A 22,176-nucleotide genomic window follows, 5' to 3' on the forward strand; every position below is an offset into this window, starting at 1 on the left:
GTTTGGCCTGGCCGGTATCCTGGACAGGCCATGAGCCCCGCATACCTGGACCACGCCGCCACGACCCCGATGCACCCCGCTGCCATCGAGGCGATGACGGCGGTCCTGGCGGCAGGCGGCAACGCGTCCTCGTTGCACACCTCCGGCCGGGCAGCCCGGCGCCGGATGGAGGAGGCCCGCGAGTCCCTGGCCCAGCAGTTGGGTGCCCGGCCCTCCGAGGTGATCTTCACCGCGGGTGGCACCGAGAGCGACAACCTGGCCGTCAAGGGCATCTTCTGGGCCCGCCGGGGCAGCTGCCCGGGACACCGTCGGATTGTCGTGTCGCCCGTCGAACACCACGCGGTACTCGATGCCGTCGAGTGGTTGGTCGAGCACGAGGGTGCAGAGGTGACGTGGCTGCACGTGGACAGTTCGGGTGCCGCCTCCGCGGAAGCCCTGCGTGAGATTCTCGAAACCCATGACGACGTCGCGCTGATCAGCGTGATGTGGGCCAACAACGAGGTCGGCACCATCCAGCCGGTCGCCGAATTGGCAGCTGTCGCAGCTGAATTCGGTGTGCCCATCCACAGTGACGCGATCCAGGCGGTCGGTGCCGTGCCGGTCGATTTCGCGGCGAGTGGGCTGTCCGCCATGAGTGTGGCGGCACACAAGTTCGGCGGCCCGACCGGGGTCGGGGCGCTACTGCTGCGCCGGGATGTCGCCTGCGTGCCGCTGCTGCACGGTGGTGGTCAGGAACGTGACGTGCGTTCGGGCACGCCGGATGTCGCGGGGGCGGTGGCCATGGCTGCCGCAGCGCGCGTCGCGGTCGAGGGCCTGGACGCTTACCGCATCCGGATCGGCGCCCTGCGGGACCGCCTGGTCGACGGCGTGCTGTCCGGCATCGACGACGTGGTGCTCAACGGCGGCACCGGCGAGGATCGGCTCCCGGGCAACGCGCACTTCACTTTTCGCGGCTGCGAGGGCGATGCCCTGCTGATGCTGCTGGACGCCAAGGGCGTCGAGTGTTCGACGGGTTCGGCCTGCACCGCCGGCGTCGCACAGCCGTCACATGTGTTGATCGCGATGGGTGCCGATCCGGCGAGCGCCCGCGGATCACTCCGATTTTCATTGGGGCACACCAGTTCTGACGCCGACGTCGATGCCGCGCTGGCCGTGCTGCCGGCCGCGGTCGAGCGGGCCCGTCAGGCCGCACTGGCCAGTGCCGGGTTGGGAAGGTAGTCATGCGGGTTCTGGTAGCGATGAGCGGGGGAGTGGACTCCTCGGTGGCCGCGGCGCGCATGGTCGACGCGGGCCATGACGTGGTGGGCGTGCACCTGGCGCTGTCCACCGCGCCCGGCACCCTGCGCACCGGGTCACGCGGCTGCTGCTCCAAAGAGGACGCCGGGGATGCCCGCCGGGTCGCGGACATCCTCGAAATCCCTTTCTACGTATGGGATTTCGCGGACCGCTTCAAGGAAGACGTCATCGACGACTTCGTCGAGTCGTACGCCCGTGGCGAGACGCCGAACCCCTGCGTGCGCTGCAACGAGAAGATCAAGTTCTCGGCGCTGTCGGCCCGGGCGCTGGCGCTGGGATTCGACGCCGTGGCGACCGGGCACTACGCGCGACTGGAGGACGGCCGGCTGCGTCGTGCCGTCGACGCCGACAAGGACCAGTCGTATGTGCTCGGCGTGCTGACCGCCGAGCAGCTCAGCCACGCACTGTTCCCGATCGGCGACACCCCCAAGCCGCAGATTCGTCAGGAGGCCGCCGAGCGTGGGCTGGCGGTCGCCGACAAGCCGGACAGTCACGACATCTGCTTCATCCCGTCGGGTGACACCCGGGCCTTCCTCGGCGCGCGCATCGGCATCCGGCCGGGCGCGGTCGTCGATGCCGGCGGCACGAAGCTCGCCGAGCATGACGGCGTGCACGGGTTCACCATCGGTCAGCGCAAGGGGCTGGGCATCGCGGGTCCGGGGCCGGACGGCCTGCCGCGCTATGTCACGGGTATCGACGCCGAGACCGGGACCGTGCATGTCGGTGGGGTGGAGGATCTCGAGATTCACGCGCTGACGGGCGAGCGTCCGGTGTTCACCTCCGGTGTGGCGCCCGAGGGTCCGGTCGAGTGCCTGATTCAGGTGCGGGCGCACGGGGGTCTGGCGGATGCGGTCGCCGAGTTCCGGGACGGCGTGCTCGATGTGCAGCTGCGCACGCCGCTGCGCGGTGTCGCCCCAGGTCAGACCATGGTGCTGTATCGGCGTGACCCGGACGGTGACGAGGTCATCGGCAGCGCCACGATCGCGCGCTGACCCCTTCAAAAGCAACCAAAAGGTTGCGCTTGGCGCTGGTGCGTCGTAGCGTAAAAGGCAACCAGGAGGTTGCTTATGAATTCCGATCGCATCGAAAAAGAAGTCACCCTGCGTGCCCCGCTGGGCCGCGTGTGGCGCGCCATCTCCAACGCCGATGAGTTCGGTCGCTGGTTCGGCGTGCGCTTCGACGGCCCGTTCGTCGCGGGCCAGTCGGTGACCGGCGTGATCACCCCGACCGAGGTCGACGACGAGGTCGCCGCCGCGCAGGAACCGCACGCGGGGAAGTTGTCCGTCTGGCACATCGTCGCGGTGGAGCCGTCGCGCCGACTGGCATTCCGCTGGCATCCGTACGCCGTCGAACCCGGCGCCGACTACGACGCCGAGCCGACCACGCTGGTCGAGTTCACCCTGACCGAGACCGCAGACGGCGTGCTGCTGCAGATCGTCGAATCCGGGTTCGACAGCATCCCGGCCGACCGTCGCGCGGCGGCGTTCGAGGCCAACAGCGGCGGTTGGGAAGCCCAGACGAAACTGGTACGCAAGTACCTGGACGAGCTCGTGTGAGTACCGCCGTGGAGGCCCGGGCGCCGCTGTTCGACGCGCTCGGCGACGCCAACCGGCTGCGCATCGTCGTACGCCTCTGTGAGGCCGGTCCGTGCTCGACTTCGCAAGTGACACAGGTGATCCCGGTGACCCGGCAGGCGGCCACCAAACATCTGCTGTTGCTGGAGGCGGTGGGGTTGGTGACCAGCAGTCGGCACGGGCGTGAGCGCATCTGGCGGATCCAGCCGGACCCGCTCGCCGAGGCCAGCGAGTATCTGATTGCGCTGTCGAAGCGGTGGGACCGCGCCCTGGACCGGCTGCGGAGCTACGTGGAAGAGGGGTCCGGGGAAGCCATCGAATAGTGTTGGCGGCGTGACTGTTTTCGCTCAGGCAACCGGTATCGGCTCGTGGCCGGGGACGGTCGCCCGGGAAGCGGCGGCGGTCGTGGTCGGTGAGCTGCCCGCCCTGCCGCATCTGGTGGAGCTGCCGGCGCGTGGCATCGGCGCCGACATCATCGGACGGGCGGGCGCACTGCTCGTCGACATCGGCATCGATACCGTCCCCCGCGGTTACCGCATTGCACCCGGCCGCAGTGCCGTCGTGCGCCGCGCCACGGGCCTGCTCGACGAGGATGTCGACGCGCTCGAGGAGGCGTGGGAGAAGTCCGGCTTGCGCGGGACGGGACGGACCATCAAGGTGCAGGTCCCGGGTCCGCTGACGCTGGCGGCCGAACTCGAGTTGTCCGGCGGCCACCGGGCAATCACCGATCCGGGCGCCCTGCGGGACCTGACGGGTTCGCTCGCCGAGGGCGTCGCGCACCATCGCGCCGAGGTTGCGCGCCGCTGTGACGCCGAGGTGGTGGTGCAGTTCGACGAACCGGCGTTGCCCGCAGCCCTGGCCGGGCGGCTTACCGGGGTGACCCGGATGTCGCCGGTGGCGCCGGTTGACGCGCTACTGGCCGCGAGTCTGCTCGACGAGTGCATCGCGACGGTCGGCGGACCGGCGAGCATTCATGTCTGTGCCACTGAGGTGCCGTGGAAAACCCTGGCGCGCACCGCTTTCAGTGCCATTTCCGTCGACGTGACCAAGCTGATCGCGGCCGACCTGGATGGCATCGGTGAGTGGGTCGAGGCGGGCCGGACGATCATGCTGGGGGTCGTGCCGGGCGTGGCACCCGACCGCCCGGTGCCGGTCGAGACCGTGGCCGCCGCGGCCGCGAGCGTCACCGACCGGCTCGGGTTTCCCCGGACGGTGCTGCGCGAGCGCGTCGGCCTCACGCCCTCCTGCGGCCTGGCCGGCGCCACAGAGAAGTGGGCCCGTACGGCGCTGACCGTGCTCCGCAAGGCCGCCGACGGCATTGCTCAGGACCCGGATGCGGCGTGAGTTCTGCCGTGTCCAGCGAACCGCGGAAATCGTCAATCTCGGCGCGGTGACGTGCCATGATGAAGGTCCAGAGTGCGCTGCGGGGTGCCACTCAGCGGAAGTGATCGGGGGCGGACGTGCGCCGTGACGATGCGCTGCTGACGGTCGCCAGCCTTTCGGTCGCGGCGTTTCTGGCGCTGGCCGGTCCCTCGCCGGCCGTCGCGGCCGCGGACCCCGGCGGGTCTCACGGCAATGGCGGGAACGGTAAGTCGGGGAGTTCCCAAGGCGGCTCCTCCCGCGGCAATCCCGGCAACGGCAATTCCGGCAACGGCGGCTCCGCGACGCGCGGCAATCCCGCCGGCAATTCGTCGGTGTCTGGCCAGACCAACTCCGGCAGTTCGTCGAACGGCAAGGGCGGCGGCAATGGAAATGGCAATGGAAACGGCAACGGAAACGGCGCGAACGCCCAGTCGAACAGAGGTTCCGACGGCCCCGATGCCGCGCCCCTCACGCCACCCAACGCGATGGTGCCCGTCGTCGTAGCCGAACAGCACACCGGTACGACGGCAGGACGTTCGTGGTGGGCGGCGCCGGCGGCGGCCCCACTGGCCGTCGAGATGCATGCGCCGGCCGCGCCGCGCATGGAGGGCGACGCGGATCTGCTGGCGGCCGACCACACCGGTATCCCGGTATGGGCCGCCGCCGAGCCGGTCGGGTTGCGGGGCGACCTGTTCGGGCTGGCGGGCTTGGTGTTGATGCCGCTCATCGGGCTCGCGGTCGGCTATCGCCAGGCCCGGGCCGCGCGCGACATCGGCCAGACGCTGCCGGGCTAGACCTCGCGGATGTCGCGCAGTTCGCGGCGCAGAATCTTGCCCGCCGCGGACTTCGGGATCGCATCGATGAACGCGACCCGCCGGACCTTCTTGTACGGCGCCACCTGACCGGCGACGAAATCCATGATCTCGTCGCCCGTCAACGCCGACTCCGGTTGCAGCACCACGAACGCCTTGGGTACTTCCTCGCCCGATTCCGGATCGCGCACCCCGACCACTGCCGTATCGGCGATACCGGGGTGCGTCAGCAGCACGGCCTCGAGTTCGGCCGGCGGTACCTGGTAGCCCTTGTACTTGATGAGTTCCTTGAGCCGGTCGACGATGTAGATGCAGCCGCTGGCGTCGACCCGGGCCAGGTCACCGGTATGCAGGAAGCCGTCGGCGTCGATGGTCTCGCTCGTGGCGGCGTCGTTGTTGAGGTACCCGGCCATGACGTTGGGGCCCCGGAAACACAGTTCGCCGACCTCGCTGAGGCCGTGCTCGGGTCGGCCGATCTCGGCTCCCGTATCGGGGTCGACGATCTTGCTGACGGCGTTCGGCACGGTCCAGCCGCACGAGCTCAACGGTGCGACGGCGCCGACGAGTTCGCGGCCGCCGTCGAACGGCATGCAGTGGCTCACCGGGCTCAGCTCACTCATGCCGTAGCCCTGCACGATGGGACAGCCGAGGCGGTCGGAGACCGCCATCCCGAGGTCGTCATCGAGCGGCGCGGCGCCCGACATCAGGCCCTTCAGCGAATCGAGCCGGTAGGAGTCGACCATCGGATGCTTCGCCAGGGCCACCGCGACGGGCGGCGCGATGAACGCGAACGTGCACTTGTGGTCCTGGATGGTCTTGAGAAAGAGCGCCAGGTCGAAGCTCGGCATGATGACCAGCCGGGCCCGGGCGTGCAGCACCGAGTTGAGCAACACCGTCATGCCGTAGATGTGGAAGAACGGCAGCACCGCGAGCACGCGGTCCTCGGGGATCAGGCCCTGGATGGGCCGAATCTGCGCCACATTCGCCGCCAGATTCTGGTGGGTCAGCATGACGCCCTTGGGATTTCCCGTGGTACCCGAGCTGTAGGGCAGGGCCGCCAGGTGCGTGGCCGGGTCGAAGCTGACCTGCGGCGCGGGCGACGCCGCCTCCAGCAGTTCGGCGGCATTCGGATGGCCGTCGGCCGCCGTGCCGGGACCGTCGAGCACGACGACACGATCGGCGGGCAGCCCAACCTCGGCGGCGGCCTGCAGCGCCTGCGGCGCCAGCGACGTGACGGTGATCAGCATGGCCGCACGGGAGTCGGTCAGTTGTTTGGCGATGTCCTTGGCCGTGAACAGCGCGTTGATCGTGGTGGCGGTGGCGCCGGACCGCAGGATGCCGTGGAAGGCGATGGCAAACGCGGCACTGTTGGGTGCCAGCAGGCCGACCACGTCGCCGACGCCCAGACCACGGGCGGCCAGCGCGCCGGCGAAGGCCTCGATCCGGGTGATGAGCTCGCGGTAGGTGTACTCGGCACCGGTCGCGACCTCGGTGATCGCGATGCGATCGGCATCCTGTTCGGCCAGCGAACCGAAGATGTACTCGTAGACGGCCGACGTCGGGATCTGGACCTCGGGGAAAGGGCTCGCGATAGTCATGGCGTCTTAGATCGAACCATGCCGGGGTGACGTGCGTCATGCCGGTTGGTTGCCGTTGTCAGGCCGGTTGGCGGGCCGCGTTACATGTCGTCGGCCATGCGCAACGCACCCGTCGGGCACGCCGCCACGGCGCGTCCATTTCGCTGACCGGACGCCGGCCGGCGGCCAGTTCATGCTGTTCTGAACGGCCACCGCGAGAAAAACTTTGGTCACTTTGTTTGCGCTGGTCACAGTGGGTAACTGGTGTCACACGTGCCGCGGTTTCTTGTCGGTGCTTCGAACTATTGTTCGATTATGGGGTTGACCGATCCGGCTGTCATCGAGGAGGCGTACGCCGCGTACGAGGCTTCGCAGGCTCGGCTCGCGTCCCTGGATTACAGCGGGCTGCCCATCAAAACGTTGTTGGCGTTGCAGTCGCGCCGCGAAACCCTGAAGTGCGCGGCCGAGGCGGTCGATCAGCAGATTCTGGCCGCCGCCCAAACTCAGGCCACCGCTAAAGAGATCGGGGCCAAGAATTGGCCTGAGGTGTTGCATATCCGGCTCCGCGTCAGCCGCGAGGAGGCGCGTCGCCGGGTTCGGGACTGTGACCATCTGGGTCCGCGGTCGGCGATCACCGGGGAGGCGTTGGGCCCGGTGTGGGAGCTGGTGGCCGCCGCGCTGGCTGAGGGTGCGATCAACAGTGAGCACGTGCAGGTGATCACCTGGTTTTTCCAGAAGCTGCCGCTGTGGGCGGCCGACCCGATCACCGTCGCCCAGTGCGAGAAGGATTTGGTGGCCGGCGCCCGGGTCAAAACCCCTGAAGAGCTTCGGCGTGCGGCCGCGGATTTGTTGTACCGGCTGGATCAGGACGGTCCCGAACCCGATGACGCCGAACGTGACCGCAAACGGGGCATCGCCCACGGTAAGCAACGCGCCGATGGCACCAGCGAGGTGTCCGGCACGATGACCCCCGAGGCTCGGGCGTATTGGGATGCGATCTACGACAAGTACGCCGCGCCCGGGATGTGCAACCCGGCTGATGAGACGCCCTGCTACTCGGGGACACCGACGGCCGAGCAGATCGCGAACGACACCCGCACCCTGGCGCAGCGTCAGCATGATGCGCAGATGTGGGTGGCCCGCATGGCCCTGACCTCGGGCATGTTGGGCGAGCACAACGGGCTCCCCGTCGCGGTGGTTGCCACCTGCACCGTCGCCGACCTGGAAAAGCGCACCGGGATGGCTGTGACCCACACCGGGACGAAGCTGCCGGTGAAGGATTTGGTGCGGATGGCCGCACAGGGGTCGGACAACTACCTCGCGGTGTTTGATGACCACACCGGCCAGCCGCTGTATCTGGGTCGGGCGGCGCGCACCGCCAGCGCCGCGCAGCGGCTGGCCCTGTTCGCCCGGGACCTGGGTTGCACCAAACCCAACTGCACCGCCCCGGCCTCGCGCAGCCAGGCCCATCACATCACCAACTGGCGCGAGGACGGCCTGACCAATGTTGACGCCATGACCCTGGCCTGTGGCTGTGATAACCGGCTGGTCGACACCGGCGGCTGGAGCACCACCATGGGCCCCGACGGCCGCACCCACTGGACCCCACCACCACTGCTCGATGTCGGCCAACCAAGGACGAATCAGTACCACCGCCCGACGCTCTACCCGGCCGAGGGCGAAGGCGGCGGCGATGGCGAAACCGACAGTCCCGCAAGCTGATCCAGCGCCAACGGCGCCGGAACGCCACGCCGACCAACCGCGGCGGCGGTACCGCACGCCCCGCGGCACCACGCGCCGCGGGATCTGCACGCCTGGCCGTAGCCGACCGCGGATCGGCCCACTCCGCCGCCCCGAGCCGTTATCCGCAGAGCGATTGAGTGTCAGATGGTGGGAGTCGAACCGTCACCACGATCAGCAGGTCGCCGGAGAAGAACCTGAAAAGTTGACTAAGCCTCGCCGCGGTCCAGCAGCTCACTTGAGCCGAGGACACGCTCGACCCGGACCTCGATCACGACGCGACGGGGATTCACCCGCGGGGTGCGGTAGCGCTGGGCGTAGCGCAGCTCGGCGTCGCGGACGTCGTCGGCGTCGTTGCTGACGGTCGACTTGCCTTCCAGGGACAGCCAGCGGGCGCCGTCGACCTGGCTCAGCACGGCGACGCCACGCTGGGCCGCGTTGAGGGCCTTCTGGGAACCGCCGGTGGTGATGACACGCGCGATGTGGGTCTTCGGGTCGAAGGTGAATCCGACAGCCACGACGTGCGGGGAGTTGTCCGACCGCAGGGTGGTCAGCATGGCCAGATGACGCTCGGTGAGGAATGCCAGCGCGTCACTGGTGAGCCGTGTCGTTGCCTTCGCCATCGTGATCAAAAGTAGCGCAGGTGATAATCGCAGCCGTGAACGACACGGCGGAGACCAGTAGCGAGGTGGTCGTCATCTTCGGCGGCCGCAGCGAAATCGGCCTGGAACTGGCCGTCCGGCTCGCGCCGGGCAACACGGTGGTGCTCGCCGCGCGCCGGGCCGACCAGCTGACCGGCGAGGCGCAGGCTGTCCGCGCGGCAGGCGCCGCCGACGTGCGGACCTGCGAGTTCGACGCCGACGACCTGACGTCGCACGCCGCGCTGGTCAACGCGATCGAAGCCGAACACGGGCCCATCGGCACCGCGGTCCTGGCCTTCGGTGTCCTCGGGGACCAGGCGCGCGCCGAGGACGACGCGGCGCACGCGGTGGCCGTCGTACACACCGACTACGTGGCCCAGGTGAACTTGCTGACGCTGCTCGCACAGCACATGCGCGCCGCCGGCCGAGGTCGGCTGGTGGTGTTCTCGTCGATCGCCGGGGCGCGGGTCCGCCGCGCCAACTACGTGTACGGGTCGGCCAAGGCAGGGCTGGACGGCTTTGCCTGCGGGCTGGCCGACGCGCTGCACGGCACCGGCATCCAATTGCTCATCGTGCGACCCGGCTTCGTGATCGGGCGGATGACCGAGGGCATGGACCCGGCGCCGATGTCGAGCACGCCGGCGCAGGTCGCCGAGGCGGCCGGGGCAGCACTGCGAAAGGGCAAGTCCGCCGTCTGGGTGCCGTGGGGTATCCGCCCGCTGATCTTCACGACTCGTTTCGTGCCGAAGGCGATCTGGCGGAAGATGCCGCGATGAGCGCTTGCGTGAAGAGCCGAGGACGCGGATGAGCGAGAGCGAAGGGAAGATCACGGTCGTCGGTATCGGCGCCGACGGCATGGCCGGGCTCGGCCAGGCTGCTCGTGACGAACTACTCGGCGCCACAGTGATTTTCGGCGGTCCGCGGCAGCTGGACCTGCTGGACGCGGACGTCACCGCCGAGCGGAGGGCCTGGCCGTCGCCGATGCTGGCGGCCCTGCCCACGTTGTTCGACGGGTTGGGGGATGTCCACGCGGTGGCATCCGGCGACCCGATGCTGCACGGCATCGGCGCCACCCTGATCCGGCTGTTCGGTCGGGATCGCGTCACGGTGCTGCCGCACGTGTCCTCGGTGACCCTGGCGTGCGCGCGCCTGGGCTGGAGCGTCCAGGACACCGAGGTGATCAGCCTCGTCAATGCCGCACCCCACACCGCGATGCGACTGGGCGGACAAGCCATCGTGCTGTCGAAGGGAGCCGACACCCCGCGGGCGTTGGCCCGACTGCTCACCGAAACCCGACGCGGCTATTCGGCATTCACCGTCCTGGAACAACTCGGCGGGCCGGCCGAACGCGTCACCACGATGACAGCGCAGGAGTGGGACATCAGGGGCCCGCGTGTCGACGCACTCAATGTCATCGCCGTGCGGTACGCACCCGATCTCCGCATCGGGGCGGTGTTGGCAGACAACGCCTTCGACCACGACGGGCAGATCACCAAACAGCACATCCGCGCGGTGACCATGGCCACGCTGCAGCCGCGCCCAGATCAAATCCTCTGGGACGTCGGCTCGGGTTCGGGCAGTGTGGCCATCGAATGGTGCCGAGCCTCGGGCGGCCGGGCGGTCGCCTTCGAGAGCGACGACGTGCGCCGTCAGCGAATCACCACCAACGTCACCACGTTCGGCGTCCGCGTCGATGTCCGTGGCGCGGCGCCGGAGAGTTTCGCCGACGTGGCCGGCCCGGACACCATCTTCATCGGTGGCGGCCTGACCCGGCCCGGGCTGTTCGACGCCTGCTACGACGCCCTCGAACCCGGTGGCCGGCTGGTCGCCAATGCGGTGACGGCAGAGTCGGAAGCCTTTGTGGTGCAGCTTTATTCGAAGCTGGGTGGCGATCTGCGTCGGTTCCAGCACTATCACGGCGAACCGATCGGTGGCTTCACCGGTTGGCGCCCGGCATTGCCGATAACCCAGTGGACGGTGGTCAAAGAATGACGGTGTACTTCATCGGCGCGGGTCCCGGCGCCGCCGATCTCATCACGGTGCGCGGGCAGCGGCTGCTGCGGTCGTGCCAGGTCTGCCTGTACGCCGGCTCGATCATGCCCGACGATCTGCTGGCGGACTGCCCGCCGGACGCGCGGGTCGTCGACACCGGCCCGCTCAACCTGGAACAGATCATCGGTGAGTTGGTCGCCGCGCACGAGGCTGGACTCGACGTGGCGCGCCTGCACTCGGGCGATCCCTCGATCTACAGTGCGGTGGCAGAACAGTGCCGCCGGCTGGACGAGCTCGGTATCGCCTACGAAATCGTCCCTGGTGTACCGGCATTCGCCGCCGCGGCCGCGACACTCGGGCGCGAGCTGACGGTGCCCGGCGTGGCCCAGACCGTCACCTTGTCCCGGGTGGCGACGCTGTCGACCGCGATGCCCGACGGCGAGGACCTGGTGGCCCTCTCCAAGCCCGGCGCCACCCTGGTGCTGCACCTGGCGGCCGCCCAGATCGACAACATCGTCCCGCAGCTGCTCGAAGGCGGGTACCGTCCGGAAACCCCTTGTGCGGTGGTAGCTTTCGTGAGCTGGCCGACCGAGCAGGTCATCACGTGCCCCCTGGCCGAACTGGCCGAGCGGACCAAGGCAGCGGGCATCACCAAGACCGCGGTCATCTTTGTCGGAGATGCCTTGGGCGCTCAAGGGTTTGCCGAGAGCTACCTGTATTCCAGCGGCCGCCGCCGCGGGGCCACCCACTGATGAAGCTACTGCTCCTGGGCGGCACGTCCGAGGCACGGGCACTGGCCAAGCGGCTGCACCCCGGCATCGAGCTCATCAGTTCTCTGGCCGGCCGCGTCCCCGACCCGGCGCTGCCGGTCGGCCCGGTACGCATCGGCGGCTTCGGTGGCGTGGCCGGCCTGCGAACGTACCTGCAGGACAACGGCATCACCGCCGTCGTCGACGCCACGCACCCGTTCGCCGCCAACATCACCGCCAATGCCGCCCAGGCCTGCGCCGGCCTGCGCCTGCCGCACCTGGTGCTGGCCCGGCCGGCGTGGCCGTACGGTGACGCCATCGTGGTCGCCGATGACCGGCAGGCCGCACAAACCGTCAAAGACCGCGGCTCCCAACGGGTCTTCCTCACCACGGGGCGCTCGGGCACGACGGCCTTCCGCGGCTCCGACGCCTGGTTTCTGATCCGCGCCGTCACGCCGCCGGACGCCGAGACGCTGCCGCGGCATCATCACATCCTGCTGTCCCGTGGCCCGTACGACTACGACAACGAGCTGGCGCTGCTGCGTGACCATCGCATCGATGCCTTGGTCACCAAGAACAGCGGCGGCGGCATGACGCGCGCGAAAATCGATGCGGCACAAGCGCTCGGCGTTCCGGTGATCATGGTGGACCGGCCGGCGCTGCCCGACGGCGTGGCGACAGCCGCCACCGTCGACGAGGCGGAAGCGTGGGTCAGGGCGCGCCGATGAGCCGCTGGAGTTCGTCCCAGGCCGCCTGCCGGTGCGCTTCCGCGTCGTCGCGGAGCTGACGCACCTTCTGGCCCTGCTCAGTGCTGCGGTCCCGCAGCGCCTCGAGGTCCACGATGAGCCGACGCCGCAGCTCGCCTTCGGGCCCGTCGGTGCCGAGAACGTTGAGCTGCTCCGAGATTCGGCTCTGCGCCTCGTAGTCACCCGAACGCGCGGCCTCGACCTGCTCGGCGCCCGATTCCAGCCGCTCGGCGACCGCCCACTTGTCCAGGACATCGCCGAGCGCGGTGATGGTGGCCTCGTCGAGGGACCGGTCGGCGAGCCACTCCTCGAGCTGACCCGGCGCGAGGTGCTCGTAGTCGATCTCGCTCGACAGCGGCCAGCTTTCCAGCACCGTGGCTTCGACCGCCCCGTGGCCGGCCGCGGTGACGGTGATCCGGTGGTTGGTCCCGTCGTCGGCGATCGCGGTGACGTTGTCCCGCGGTTCGACGCGGTGCCCCTGCACACGGGGGACTTCGAAGATCACGTCGACCGGTTCGGCATGGTCATTCTCGACTCGCAAGGTGTGCAGCCTCTCGCGGCGCTGCTCGTGCACCAGCGCGGCACGGGCAAGGCGCACGCGGGCGGTGACGTCGCTGACGGTCGAGGTTTGCCGGCAGCGCACCGCAAGGTCTTTCGCGAACGGCAGGCGCACCTTTGCATCGCGGGCCGTGAAGGGCACCATCGCTTCACCGGCATAGGCGTCCTGCTCGTAAATCACGGCGGGACCTTCCTCGAGCACGATGCCCGCGGTATTGGTGAAGACGAGGACGATCACGGGGGAGCGGTCATGGCCGTTCCAGACCAACTCGCGCCGGACCTCGTCGACGGCCTGTACCGCCAGCGGAATCATCGACGCGCCGCCGCGCTTGAGCGACACCGGGGTACTCAGTCGGTACTCGAAATACTCACCGCGGTCGGCGGTTTCGACATCGTCGACGGCATCGGCATACGCGTCGAAGTACCCCGCTCCGGCAGGCGCGGGCATCGCCATCGCCACCGGGGCCGCAGCCGGAGATCGCGTCTTCGCCAGGGCTACCACGGGAGCCGCGCCGCGGCGGCTTTCCTCGACGACCTCCCGGCGCGCGTGCTTGCTCTCGTACAGGTCGATGTCGAAGGAGACCGGTTCACCGGTGGTCAGGGTCAGCGCGATGTCGGTGAGGTCTTCGTCGACCGGGTTGTGCACGATGCCCATCGCCGTCAAGACGAGCGTGTCACCGTCGCGGACCAGGCGGTACGACAGCCGCCACAACGGGGCCGGCACCACATACGACACTTGGACGGTCCCGCTGCCCTGCACCTGTACGCCCAGTTGGCAATGCTGGCCCGCGGTCAGCGCGCGGGACCGGTCCAGTAGGTACTCGAGGTTCTCGCGCGACGGCCCTTCCGTCAGCGTCACGGCGCCGACGTCGGCGAGCTCTATCAGGCTGACCGCCCCGGCGTCGGTGCGCAGGACCAGCACCTGCCGATACTTCGCGGATTCGTCGACACCGATGACCTCGCCCCGATGCCGGGTGTCGCCGCAGTCGACTTCGACCGTCCGGCCCCGCAACCCGTCGAACAGTCCGCGCAGCGCGTTGCCCGACTCGATCTGCACCCCGCGGCCACCCAGTTGGGTATGCGGATCGGTCGGGGTGTCGAACGAGACCGCCCCGACGGCCAGCTCGCCGCCGCCGACGCTGGTCACCGAAAGCGACTTCAGCACGTCCTTCATCTGGGCGTGGCGGAACGTCAGGGCGAAATCGCCGTCGACCGGGCCACTGCGTTCGACCAGCGCCATGCCGTGCTTGTACATGACCAGGCGCGTGACTCGAGGGCTTTCGCTCATTCCGGAAACCCTAGTGGCCCAAGCGAATCAGTGTGGGTAATACCGCGGGGTGAACACCCGGTCGCCCTCGGGGGTGGAGTGCCACACCGTCTGCGACGATCCGATGATCAGCAGGCAGCGCATGTCGATCTCGGTGGGCTTGAGGTCGGCCAGGCGCACCACGCGCACCGTTTCGTTCGGCCCTGCCACGTCGCGACCGATGATCACGGGGGTGTTCGGGTCCCGGTACTCCAGCAATAGGTCCTGCATCGCGGCCACCTGCCAGGTGCGGGTCTTCGATGCCGGGTTGTAGATCGCGAGCACGAAGTCGGCGCGGGCGGCGGCGGTGACGCGCTGGGCGATGATGTCCCACGGCTTGAGCCGGTCGGACAGCGAGATCACCGCATAGTCGTGGCCGAGGGGCGCACCGACCCGGCTGGCCACGGCCTGTGCGGCGGTCATCGCCGGGATCACCCGGACGTCGACACCCGGCCACTGCCGCGCCTCCTCGAGTACCGCGGTCGCCATCGCGAACACGCCGGGGTCACCCGAGGACACCACGGCGACGGTCCGGCCCTCCTGGGCCAGCTTGCAGGCCAGCTCGGCGCGGGCGCGTTCGTCGGTGTTGTCGCTCGGATGCCGCTGCTGACCGGGACGCTCGGGCACCCGGTCCAAGTACGGCCCGTAGCCGATCAGGTCGGTGGCGGCGGCAAGTTCCCGACGGGTCTGGGTCGTCGTCCACTCCGGATCGCCCGGCCCCAGCCCGACCACGACCACGCTGCCGGCTGTGGCCTGATCCTGCCGGCCGCCCGGCAGGATCGCGATCGAGAAGTACGGCACCGTCGTCTCGTCGACGTCGGCGGCCGGCAGCACCCGCTGCGCCTCGGTGCTCGCGCGCTCCACGTAGAACGCCTCGTCCAGCCGTCCGGCCGACGAGAGTGCCTGCCGCACAGCCGGGTACGAGCGGCCCAGCTTCATCACGACGGCGGCGTCGGTGTCGGCCAGACGGCGCTGCAGCTCGCCGGCCGGCAGCGTGCCGGGCAGGATGGTGAGTACCTGTTCGCCCTGCACCAACGGCGTCGAGATCGCCGCCGACGCGGCGCTCACGGACGTCACGCCCGGCACGATGACGGCGTGGAACCGCTCGGTGAGCCGGGTGTGCATGTGCATGTACGAGCTGTAGAACAGCGGGTCGCCCTCGGCCAGCAGCGCGACGTTGCGGCCCGCGGCCAGGTGGCTCGCGATGCGTTCGGCGGCCTCGGTGTAGAAGTCCTCGATCGCGCCGTCGTAGCCGCCGGGATGCGACGTGGTCTCGGTCGTGACGGGGTAGACGAGGTGCTCCTCGATCTGGCCGGCGCGCAGATACGGTTCGGCGATGCGGCGCGCGATGCTGTGGCCGTGGCGCGCACTGTGGTACGCCACCACGTCGGCCTCACCGATCACGCGCGCGGCCTTGACGGTCACCAGTTCCGGGTCACCCGGACCCAGGCCGACACCGAAGAGAGTTCCCGTTGTCATCGTCCACCTTCTGCTCGTTCGGCGAACCTCACTCGCGTTCACTCGCAATCGCGTTCACCGCGGCGGCAGCCATGGCGCTACCGCCACGCCGCCCCGTCACCACCAGATAGTCCATGCCGCGCGGTCGCGCGATCAGTTCGTCCTTCGACTGCGCCGAGCCGACGAAGCCCACGGGGCCGCCCAATACCGCGGCAGGCACCGGCGCGCCCTCGTCCAGTAGCTCCAGCAGCCGGAACAGTGCGGTCGGCGCGTTGCCGACGGCCAGCACGGCACCGCCGAGCCGGTCCGCCCACAGATCGACCGCGGCCGCCGACCGCGTGCTGCCCAGCTTGGCCGCCATCGCGGGTGCACCCGGGTCGGCGACCAGCGACACCACTTCGTTGTCCGCGGGCAGCCGTGAGCGCGTGATGCCCGCCGCCACCATCGACGAGTCGCACAAGATCGGGGCTCCGGCGGCCAGCGCGGCGTGCGTGCGGGTCACCACGTCGTCGGTGAACGCGACGTGCTCGGTGACATCGACCTGGCCGCAGGTGTGGATCAGACGGACGACGACGCGTGAGACGTCGTCGGGAAATCGCGCCAGATCCGCCTCGGCGCGGATCGTGGCGAACGACTGCCGGTAGATCTCCGCAGCGTCGCGGACGTAGTCGAGCACGCGATAACCCTACGGGTGGCGCGGTTCGTACCCCGAGTTGGTCGCCACCAGCACCTCGCCGACGGCCGGACTGCCGCATGCGCGCTCACAGCCGACGAAATGCCGGCGGCCGCCGGGCTCGCCCGACTCCGCGGCTGCGGCGGCGTCACTGCGCACGTCGGACAGTGACTTGGCGCACCCCGGGCTGCCGGTGCACGAACTGATCGACAGCCAGGGCGAGTGCTCGTCGAAGATGAGGCCCATGGGGGCCAGCACCCGCAGCGAGGTGTCGGCGATGCCCTCTTCGAGGTCACAGATCAGTAACGAGCGCCATGGTGTGACCACCACGGGAGCGGTGATCGCCGCCACAAACTCGGCGGTACGGGCCTGCAGCACACCCAGCGGGACAGCGGCGCCCAAGGTGATCCGGCCGTCGTCCTGGGGTATCCAGCCGACCGGTGGAACGTCGATTGGTGACCAGGTCGCGCCGGCGGGTTCGGTGGGATTCAGCCCGGCGCCGGCCAAGAGCTCACCGGTGCTGTCCAGTTCGCTTGTCCGCCAGCGGTTCCCGCGAATGGCCTGAAAGGCGCCGGCCAGGTTCAGCAGCGTGTCGGCGGCCTGCGCAGCGGGTATGTGGACCCCGGTATCGCGGCCTGCGATCAGCACGGCGGCGGTGTCGGAAGACACCAGGTGGGTGCTCACGTCGGGCGCGAGACCCGAGATGTCACCGCGGCCGTCGTCGACCCCGAACCAGAACCTGCCAGGTAATTCGGCCAGGTCAGGACGGTTTTGCAGGCCGGTGTCGAGGTCTCGCACGGCGGCCCGGACGTCGCCCAGTCCGCCGCTGCGGCCCGACAGCGGGGATGCCACGATGTTGCGGACGCGCTCATGGGTTGCCGAGGGCAGCAGACCCGCGGCCCGGACCGCCGCGGCCAGGCCCGCGGCATCGTGGATCCCACGCACCTGGATGTTGCCGCGCGAGGTCAGTTCCATTGCCGGCGAACCGAATTCGGGTGCGGCGTGGGCCAGCGCCTCAAGTTGCGCAGCGGTGATCATGCCGCCGGCCAGGCGGATGCGGGCCAGGTCCCCGTCGGCCGCCTGGTGCACCTGAAGGGCGCCGGGGCAGGCGTCGTCGTCACGGCTGCGAATCACCTTGTCCACGTTACGTTGTGCCACCGGAAGTGAAGTAGGTCACTGCCGTTTCCGGCCTGTTCCGTGCCTTACAAGTCCCTTGTTTTCGACCTGTCGACCCGTACCGTGGAACGCGAACTTCCGCTTGCTACACCGCATTCGGATGACATAAGGAGGGACGCAATGTCCGATTTCGCTCTGTACGTTGGTGGCGTCTTCGCCCTCATCGTCGCTGCGGGCCTGCCCTACCAGGGCAAGACGTGGTACCAGCGCTGGGAGACCAACCAGCGCTGATGTCAGCGACGTAGAAAAGACCGCCGGCGGGCGGGTTGCACAGCAACCCGCCCGCCGTTGCTTTTTGCGCCTCAGTGAAGGGCCGGGACCGCGCGACCCTGCCCGTGCGGTACGAATAGTCGGTGCCGACCGTACTGCTGCTCTCGACGTCCGACACCGATCTGATCACCGCCCGCGCCAGCGGCGCCGAGTACCGGTGGGCCAATCCGTCGCGGTTGATCGACGGCGAACTGGCGGACCTCCTGGCCGGTGTGGACCTGGCCGTGGTTCGAGTGTTGGGCGGTTATCGCACCTGGCAGGACGATATCGACGCCGTCGTCGCGACCGGTGTTCCGACCGTGGTGCTGTCGGGGGAGCAGACACCCGATGCCGACCTGATGAGTCACTCGACCGTCCCCGCCGGCGTCGCGCTGCAAGCGCACATCTACCTGGCGCAGGGCGGCGTGACCAACCTGCGTCATCTGCACGCCTTCCTCTCCGACACCGTCCTGATGACCGGCTTCGGCTTCGGTGAACCCGAATCGACCCCGAGCTGGGGGCTGCTCGAGCGCTCGTCGGACGCTGATGGTCCCACCGTCGCGGTGCTCTACTACCGCGCCCAGCAGCTGGCCGGCAACACCGCCTACATCGACGCGCTGTGCCGGGCCATCGAGGCGGCCGGCGGGCGTCCGCTGCCGATCTTCTGCGCCTCGCTCCGCACCGCCGAACCCGAGCTCATCGAACTGCTGGGGACCGCCGACGCCCTCATCACCACGGTGCTGGCGGCCGGCGGTGCGACGCCGGCCCTGGCCAGCGCCGGCGGCGACGACGACAACTGGAACGTCGCGCACCTGGCTGCCCTCGACATCCCGATCCTGCAGGGCCTGTGCCTCGCCAGCTCGCGTGCCCAATGGGACGACAACGACGACGGTCTGACGCCGCTGGATGTCGCGTCGCAGGTGGCGGTGCCGGAGTTCGACGGCCGCATCATCACCGTCCCGTTCTCGTTCAAGGAGATCGACAGCGAGGGCCTGATCTCGTACGTTGCCGACCCCGAGCGCTGCGAGCGCGTCGCGCGGCTGGCCGTCCGCCACGCTCGACTGAAGCACATCTCGCCGGCGGAAAAGCGCGTCGCGCTGGTGTTCTCGGCGTACCCGACCAAGCACGCCCGCATCGGCAACGCCGTCGGCCTCGACACCCCGGCCAGCGCCGTCGCGCTGCTGCGCGCCATGCGCGACGCCGGCTACCGCATCGGCGACATCCCCGGCGTCGACGCCGAAGATGGCGACGCGCTGATCCACGCCATGATCGAAAAGGGCGGCCAGGACCCCGACTGGCTCAGCACCGAGGCGCTCGAGGCCAACCCCGTCCGCGTGTCGGCCAAGGACTACCGGGCGTGGTTCGCGACCCTGCCCGCCGAACTCACCGACGCGGTCACCGAACATTGGGGCGAGGCGCCCGGTGAACTTTTCGTCGACCGCTCGCAGGACCCCGACGGCGAAATCGTCATCGCGGCAATGGTTTCCGACAACATCGTGCTCATCGTCCAGCCGCCCCGCGGCTTCGGCGAGAACCCCGTCGCGATCTACCACGACCCCGACCTGCCGCCGAGCCATCACTATCTGGCGGCCTACCACTGGATCAACAAGCACTTCGGCGCCGACGTGATGATCCACCTGGGCAAGCACGGCAACCTCGAATGGCTGCCCGGTAAGACGCTCGGCATGTCCGCGGCCTGCGGCACCGACGCCGCGCTCGGCGACCTGCCGCTGGTGTACCCGTTCCTCGTCAACGACCCCGGCGAGGGCACGCAGGCCAAGCGCCGCGCGCACGCCGTCCTGGTCGACCACCTGATCCCGCCGATGGCCCGCGCCGAGACCTACGGCGACATCGCCCGGCTGGAACAACTGCTCGACGAGCACTCGACCATCTCGGCGCTGGACCCCGGCAAGCTCCCGGCGATCCGGCAGCAGATCTGGACGCTGATGCGCGCCGCCAAGATGGACCACGATCTGGGGCTGGAGGACCGGCCCGACGAGGACGTCTTCGACGACATGCTGCTGCACGTCGACGGCTGGCTGTGCGAGATCAAGGACGTCCAGATCCGCGACGGGCTGCACATCCTGGGCCAGGCGCCGGACGGCGAGGCCGAACTGGACCTGGTGCTGGCCATCCTGCGGGCGCGGCAGCTGTTCGGTGGCGAGCAGTCGGTGCCGGGCCTGCGCGAGGCCCTGGGGCTGGCCGAAGACGGATCTGCCGAACGTGAGGCCGTCGACGCGGCCGAGGGCCAGGCCCGGGATCTGGTTGCGGCACTGCAGAAGTCCGGCTGGGACGCTGCCACCGTCGACAGCATCACCGACAACGCGGAGGTCGCCAAGGTGCTGCGGTTCGCCGCCACCGAGGTCGTGCCGCGGCTGCGCGCGACCAGCCGCGAGATCGACCAGATTCTGCACGCCCTCGGCGGCGGCTTCATCGCGGCCGGACCGTCGGGCTCACCGTTGCGTGGTCTCGTGAACGTGCTGCCCACCGGGCGCAACTTCTATTCCGTCGACCCCAAGGCCGTCCCGTCGAAGCTGGCGTGGGAAACCGGTGCGGCGATGGCGGATTCGCTGCTGGAGCGCTACCGCACCGACTACGGCCGCTGGCCCGAGTCGGTGGGGCTCTCGGTCTGGGGCACGTCGGCCATGCGCACCGCGGGCGACGACATCGCCGAAGTGCTTGCGCTGCTCGGTGTTCGGCCCATCTGGGATGACGCGTCGCGCCGCGTGGTCGGGCTGGAGCCCATCGCGCTGGCCGAGCTGGGCCGCCCGCGCGTCGACGTCACCGTCCGCATCTCCGGTTTCTTCCGCGACGCCTTCCCGCATGTGGTGACCATGCTCGACGACGCCGTCCAGCTGGTGGCCGGACTCGACGAATCGGCCGAGGACAACTACGTCCGCGCCCATTCGCAGGTCGACATCGCTGACCACGGCGACCAGCGGCGTGCCACCACAAGGATTTTCGGTTCCAAGCCGGGAACCTACGGCGCCGGTCTGCTGCAGCTCATCGACAGCCGCAACTGGCGTGACGACGCCGACCTGGCCGAGGTGTACACCGCGTGGGGTGGCTTCGCGTACGGCCGCGGCCTCGACGGCGCCCCGGCGACCGACGACATGAACCGGGCGTACCGGCGAATCTCGGTGGCGGCCAAGAACACCGACACCCGCGAGCACGACATCGCCGACTCCGACGACTACTTCCAGTACCACGGCGGCATGGTCGCGACGGTCCGGGCACTGACCGGCAAGGACCCCGCCGCGTACATCGGCGACAACACCCGGCCCGACGCCGTCCGCACCCGCACGCTTTCCGAAGAGACCACGCGGGTGTTCCGGGCGCGCGTCGTCAACCCGCGCTGGATGACCGCCATGCGCCGGCACGGCTACAAGGGCGCCTTCGAGATGGCGGCCACCGTCGACTACCTGTTCGGGTACGACGCCACCGCGGGCGTGATGGCCGACTGGATGTACGAGCAGCTGACGCAGAGCTACGTCCTGGACCCGGAGAACCGCAAGTTCATGAGCGAGTCCAATCCGTGGGCGCTGCACGGCATGGCCGAGCGGCTGCTGGAGGCCGCCGGCCGCGGTATGTGGGCCGAACCGGAATCCGCCACGCTCGACGGACTCAAGCAGGTGCTGCTGGAGACCGAAGGGGAGTTGGAGGGCTAGGCGGCGTTTCGTGGCCAGAACTCCTCGAGTCGACGTTCGATCACTGTCCCGGTCTCGAATGCTGCAGCCATGGCGAGGTTCTCGTCGGCGATCTCTTCAGCCCACTCGGGTGGCCATCCGCCGTCTGTGAGGCTGGTCCGCATTGCGAGCACCAGCTCTTGCCGGGTCATCTCCGCATCAATGACCTGAGCAGTGGTGGTGGCGCGATGCGATGCCAGACCGGCAAAACCCCGGCCGCATCCGCATCCGCCTTCGGGATCGAGACGGTCGCGGTCGCATGCATCCTGAACCCACACGAGTTCCCCCGGGACGCAGTAGTTGTAGTCGTTTCCGCGAGCACCCTGAGTAAGCGCCGTCGCCACAAGGATTTTCATCGTCTGTCCTCCTGATCGGTTTGTCCGGGACGCTACGACTGGCCACTGACAAGAGGGCCGGTTGACACTGCCGCGGTGACCGAACGCAACTGGGTGGCGGCAGAACCGCCGAACTACCGCCGTCCAGTTGCGTTCGGCGACGTCTACGACGCGGTGACGCGGTACGGTTTCGCGGCCGGCGAACCAGTTCGGAGCGCTGGCCTGACAGCGGCCGACTAACCTCAT

At 69.2% G+C, this 22,176-nt stretch carries 20 protein-coding genes; 13 read left to right on the plus strand and 7 right to left on the minus strand.

Features of this window, described 5'->3' with window-relative positions:
• Positions 1 to 30: 30 nt before the first annotated feature.
• The 6 genes from G6N46_RS01000 to G6N46_RS01025 all read left to right on the plus strand — a co-directional run bounded on the left by G6N46_RS01000 (position 31) and on the right by G6N46_RS01025 (position 5,026).
• Positions 31 to 1,218: a cysteine desulfurase family protein gene (locus tag G6N46_RS01000; protein ID WP_138249782.1), complete on the plus strand. Its 1,188-nt coding sequence runs from the start codon at positions 31 to 33 to the stop codon at positions 1,216 to 1,218.
• Between the two features lie 2 nt (positions 1,219 to 1,220).
• A complete protein-coding gene (gene mnmA, locus G6N46_RS01005; protein WP_064859084.1) occupies positions 1,221 to 2,288 on the plus strand; it encodes a tRNA 2-thiouridine(34) synthase MnmA in 1,068 nt (355 codons plus the stop codon).
• 75 nt (positions 2,289 to 2,363) lie between these two features.
• A complete protein-coding gene (locus G6N46_RS01010; protein ID WP_138249781.1) occupies positions 2,364 to 2,852 on the plus strand; it encodes an SRPBCC family protein in 489 nt (162 codons plus the stop codon).
• Positions 2,849 to 3,193: an ArsR/SmtB family transcription factor gene (locus G6N46_RS01015; RefSeq protein WP_138249780.1), complete on the plus strand. Its 345-nt coding sequence runs from the start codon at positions 2,849 to 2,851 to the stop codon at positions 3,191 to 3,193. Before G6N46_RS01010 ends, G6N46_RS01015 begins: the two co-directional genes overlap by 4 nt.
• A 10-nt stretch (positions 3,194 to 3,203) precedes the next feature.
• Complete coding sequence (locus G6N46_RS01020; RefSeq protein ID WP_138249779.1) at positions 3,204 to 4,214, plus strand: methionine synthase; 1,011 nt, start codon at positions 3,204 to 3,206, stop codon at positions 4,212 to 4,214.
• A gap of 116 nt (positions 4,215 to 4,330) precedes the next feature.
• Positions 4,331 to 5,026 (plus strand): hypothetical protein, encoded by a 696-nt coding sequence (locus tag G6N46_RS01025; RefSeq protein WP_138249778.1) that lies wholly within the window; start codon positions 4,331 to 4,333, stop codon positions 5,024 to 5,026.
• Here the strand turns inward: G6N46_RS01025 and G6N46_RS01030 are convergent.
• The gene (locus G6N46_RS01030) at positions 5,023 to 6,642 is read right to left on the minus strand and encodes a 4-coumarate--CoA ligase family protein (protein ID WP_138249777.1); all 1,620 of its coding nucleotides are present in this window, start codon (positions 6,640 to 6,642) and stop codon (positions 5,023 to 5,025) included. The two genes, G6N46_RS01025 and G6N46_RS01030, sit on opposite strands and share 4 nt — an antisense overlap.
• 294 nt (positions 6,643 to 6,936) lie before the next feature.
• Between G6N46_RS01030 and G6N46_RS01035 the strand changes: the two genes are divergently transcribed.
• Entirely contained in the window at positions 6,937 to 8,343 is a 1,407-nt protein-coding gene (locus G6N46_RS01035) for an HNH endonuclease signature motif containing protein (RefSeq protein ID WP_138249776.1), read from the plus strand.
• A 227-nt stretch (positions 8,344 to 8,570) separates the two neighbouring features.
• On the opposite strand, the gene G6N46_RS01040 is transcribed toward G6N46_RS01035, so the two are convergent.
• On the minus strand, positions 8,571 to 8,984 hold the full coding sequence (locus G6N46_RS01040; RefSeq protein ID WP_061002402.1) for a F420-dependent biliverdin reductase: 414 nt from the start codon (positions 8,982 to 8,984) through the stop codon (positions 8,571 to 8,573).
• Positions 8,985 to 9,019: 35 nt separating this feature from the next.
• Here G6N46_RS01040 and G6N46_RS01045 point away from each other — a divergent pair, with 35 nt between their 5' ends.
• From G6N46_RS01045 to G6N46_RS01060, 4 genes are read left to right on the plus strand one after another with little or no spacing between them, the layout of a single operon-like run.
• Positions 9,020 to 9,778: a decaprenylphospho-beta-D-erythro-pentofuranosid-2-ulose 2-reductase gene (locus G6N46_RS01045; RefSeq protein ID WP_138249775.1), complete on the plus strand. Its 759-nt coding sequence runs from the start codon at positions 9,020 to 9,022 to the stop codon at positions 9,776 to 9,778.
• 28 nt (positions 9,779 to 9,806) lie between these two features.
• On the plus strand, positions 9,807 to 10,994 hold the full coding sequence (gene cbiE, locus G6N46_RS01050) for a precorrin-6y C5,15-methyltransferase (decarboxylating) subunit CbiE (RefSeq protein ID WP_138249774.1): 1,188 nt from the start codon (positions 9,807 to 9,809) through the stop codon (positions 10,992 to 10,994).
• Complete coding sequence (gene cobM, locus G6N46_RS01055) at positions 10,991 to 11,746, plus strand: precorrin-4 C(11)-methyltransferase (RefSeq protein ID WP_138249773.1); 756 nt, start codon at positions 10,991 to 10,993, stop codon at positions 11,744 to 11,746. The genes cbiE and cobM overlap by 4 nt, the downstream gene beginning before the upstream one ends.
• Positions 11,746 to 12,471, plus strand: a complete 726-nt coding sequence (locus G6N46_RS01060; protein ID WP_138249772.1) for a cobalt-precorrin-6A reductase — start codon at positions 11,746 to 11,748, stop codon at positions 12,469 to 12,471. Before cobM ends, G6N46_RS01060 begins: the two co-directional genes overlap by 1 nt.
• On the opposite strand, the gene G6N46_RS01065 is transcribed toward G6N46_RS01060, so the two are convergent.
• From G6N46_RS01065 to cobG, 4 genes are read right to left on the minus strand one after another with little or no spacing between them, the layout of a single operon-like run.
• Positions 12,455 to 14,335: a DUF4139 domain-containing protein gene (locus G6N46_RS01065; RefSeq protein ID WP_138249771.1), complete on the minus strand. Its 1,881-nt coding sequence runs from the start codon at positions 14,333 to 14,335 to the stop codon at positions 12,455 to 12,457. The two genes, G6N46_RS01060 and G6N46_RS01065, sit on opposite strands and share 17 nt — an antisense overlap.
• A gap of 27 nt (positions 14,336 to 14,362) precedes the next feature.
• Positions 14,363 to 15,832: a precorrin-2 C(20)-methyltransferase gene (locus tag G6N46_RS01070; protein ID WP_138249770.1), complete on the minus strand. Its 1,470-nt coding sequence runs from the start codon at positions 15,830 to 15,832 to the stop codon at positions 14,363 to 14,365.
• 28 nt (positions 15,833 to 15,860) lie between these two features.
• Positions 15,861 to 16,487: a precorrin-8X methylmutase gene (locus G6N46_RS01075; RefSeq protein ID WP_138249769.1), complete on the minus strand. Its 627-nt coding sequence runs from the start codon at positions 16,485 to 16,487 to the stop codon at positions 15,861 to 15,863.
• A 9-nt stretch (positions 16,488 to 16,496) separates the two neighbouring features.
• Positions 16,497 to 17,618: a precorrin-3B synthase gene (gene cobG / locus G6N46_RS01080; RefSeq protein ID WP_163692527.1), complete on the minus strand. Its 1,122-nt coding sequence runs from the start codon at positions 17,616 to 17,618 to the stop codon at positions 16,497 to 16,499.
• A 395-nt stretch (positions 17,619 to 18,013) separates the two neighbouring features.
• Here cobG and cobN point away from each other — a divergent pair, with 395 nt between their 5' ends.
• Positions 18,014 to 21,577, plus strand: coding sequence for a cobaltochelatase subunit CobN (gene cobN / locus G6N46_RS01085; protein WP_138249768.1), 3,564 nt, complete (start codon positions 18,014 to 18,016; stop codon positions 21,575 to 21,577).
• Here the strand turns inward: cobN and G6N46_RS01090 are convergent.
• Positions 21,574 to 21,951, minus strand: a complete 378-nt coding sequence (locus G6N46_RS01090; RefSeq protein WP_061002380.1) for a DUF7715 family protein — start codon at positions 21,949 to 21,951, stop codon at positions 21,574 to 21,576. The two genes, cobN and G6N46_RS01090, sit on opposite strands and share 4 nt — an antisense overlap.
• A gap of 75 nt (positions 21,952 to 22,026) precedes the next feature.
• Between G6N46_RS01090 and G6N46_RS01095 the strand changes: the two genes are divergently transcribed.
• Positions 22,027 to 22,170 carry a hypothetical protein gene (locus tag G6N46_RS01095; protein WP_163692529.1) on the plus strand — a complete coding sequence of 48 codons (144 nt, stop codon included), beginning with the start codon at positions 22,027 to 22,029 and terminating at the stop codon, positions 22,168 to 22,170.
• The last annotated feature ends 6 nt before the right edge of the window (positions 22,171 to 22,176 follow it).

Origin of the sequence: Mycolicibacterium phocaicum (assembly GCF_010731115.1) — a bacterium.
Classification (GTDB): domain Bacteria; phylum Actinomycetota; class Actinomycetes; order Mycobacteriales; family Mycobacteriaceae; genus Mycobacterium; species Mycobacterium phocaicum.

Excerpts from the sequence above, each read along its gene's own strand:
- G6N46_RS01000 (WP_138249782.1), top strand. The coding sequence starts at position 31 with ATGAGCCCCGCATACCTGGACCACGCCGCCACGACCCCGATGCACCCC.
- mnmA (WP_064859084.1), top strand. The coding sequence starts at position 1,221 with ATGCGGGTTCTGGTAGCGATGAGCGGGGGAGTGGACTCCTCGGTGGCC.
- G6N46_RS01010 (WP_138249781.1), top strand. The coding sequence starts at position 2,364 with ATGAATTCCGATCGCATCGAAAAAGAAGTCACCCTGCGTGCCCCGCTG.
- G6N46_RS01030 (WP_138249777.1), bottom strand. The coding sequence starts at position 6,642 with ATGACTATCGCGAGCCCTTTCCCCGAGGTCCAGATCCCGACGTCGGCC.
- G6N46_RS01035 (WP_138249776.1), top strand. The coding sequence starts at position 6,937 with ATGGGGTTGACCGATCCGGCTGTCATCGAGGAGGCGTACGCCGCGTAC.
- G6N46_RS01040 (WP_061002402.1), bottom strand. The coding sequence starts at position 8,984 with ATGGCGAAGGCAACGACACGGCTCACCAGTGACGCGCTGGCATTCCTC.
- cbiE (WP_138249774.1), top strand. The coding sequence starts at position 9,807 with ATGAGCGAGAGCGAAGGGAAGATCACGGTCGTCGGTATCGGCGCCGAC.
- cobM (WP_138249773.1), top strand. The coding sequence starts at position 10,991 with ATGACGGTGTACTTCATCGGCGCGGGTCCCGGCGCCGCCGATCTCATC.
- G6N46_RS01060 (WP_138249772.1), top strand. The coding sequence starts at position 11,746 with ATGAAGCTACTGCTCCTGGGCGGCACGTCCGAGGCACGGGCACTGGCC.
- G6N46_RS01065 (WP_138249771.1), bottom strand. The coding sequence starts at position 14,335 with ATGAGCGAAAGCCCTCGAGTCACGCGCCTGGTCATGTACAAGCACGGC.
- G6N46_RS01070 (WP_138249770.1), bottom strand. The coding sequence starts at position 15,832 with ATGACAACGGGAACTCTCTTCGGTGTCGGCCTGGGTCCGGGTGACCCG.
- G6N46_RS01090 (WP_061002380.1), bottom strand. The coding sequence starts at position 21,951 with ATGAAAATCCTTGTGGCGACGGCGCTTACTCAGGGTGCTCGCGGAAAC.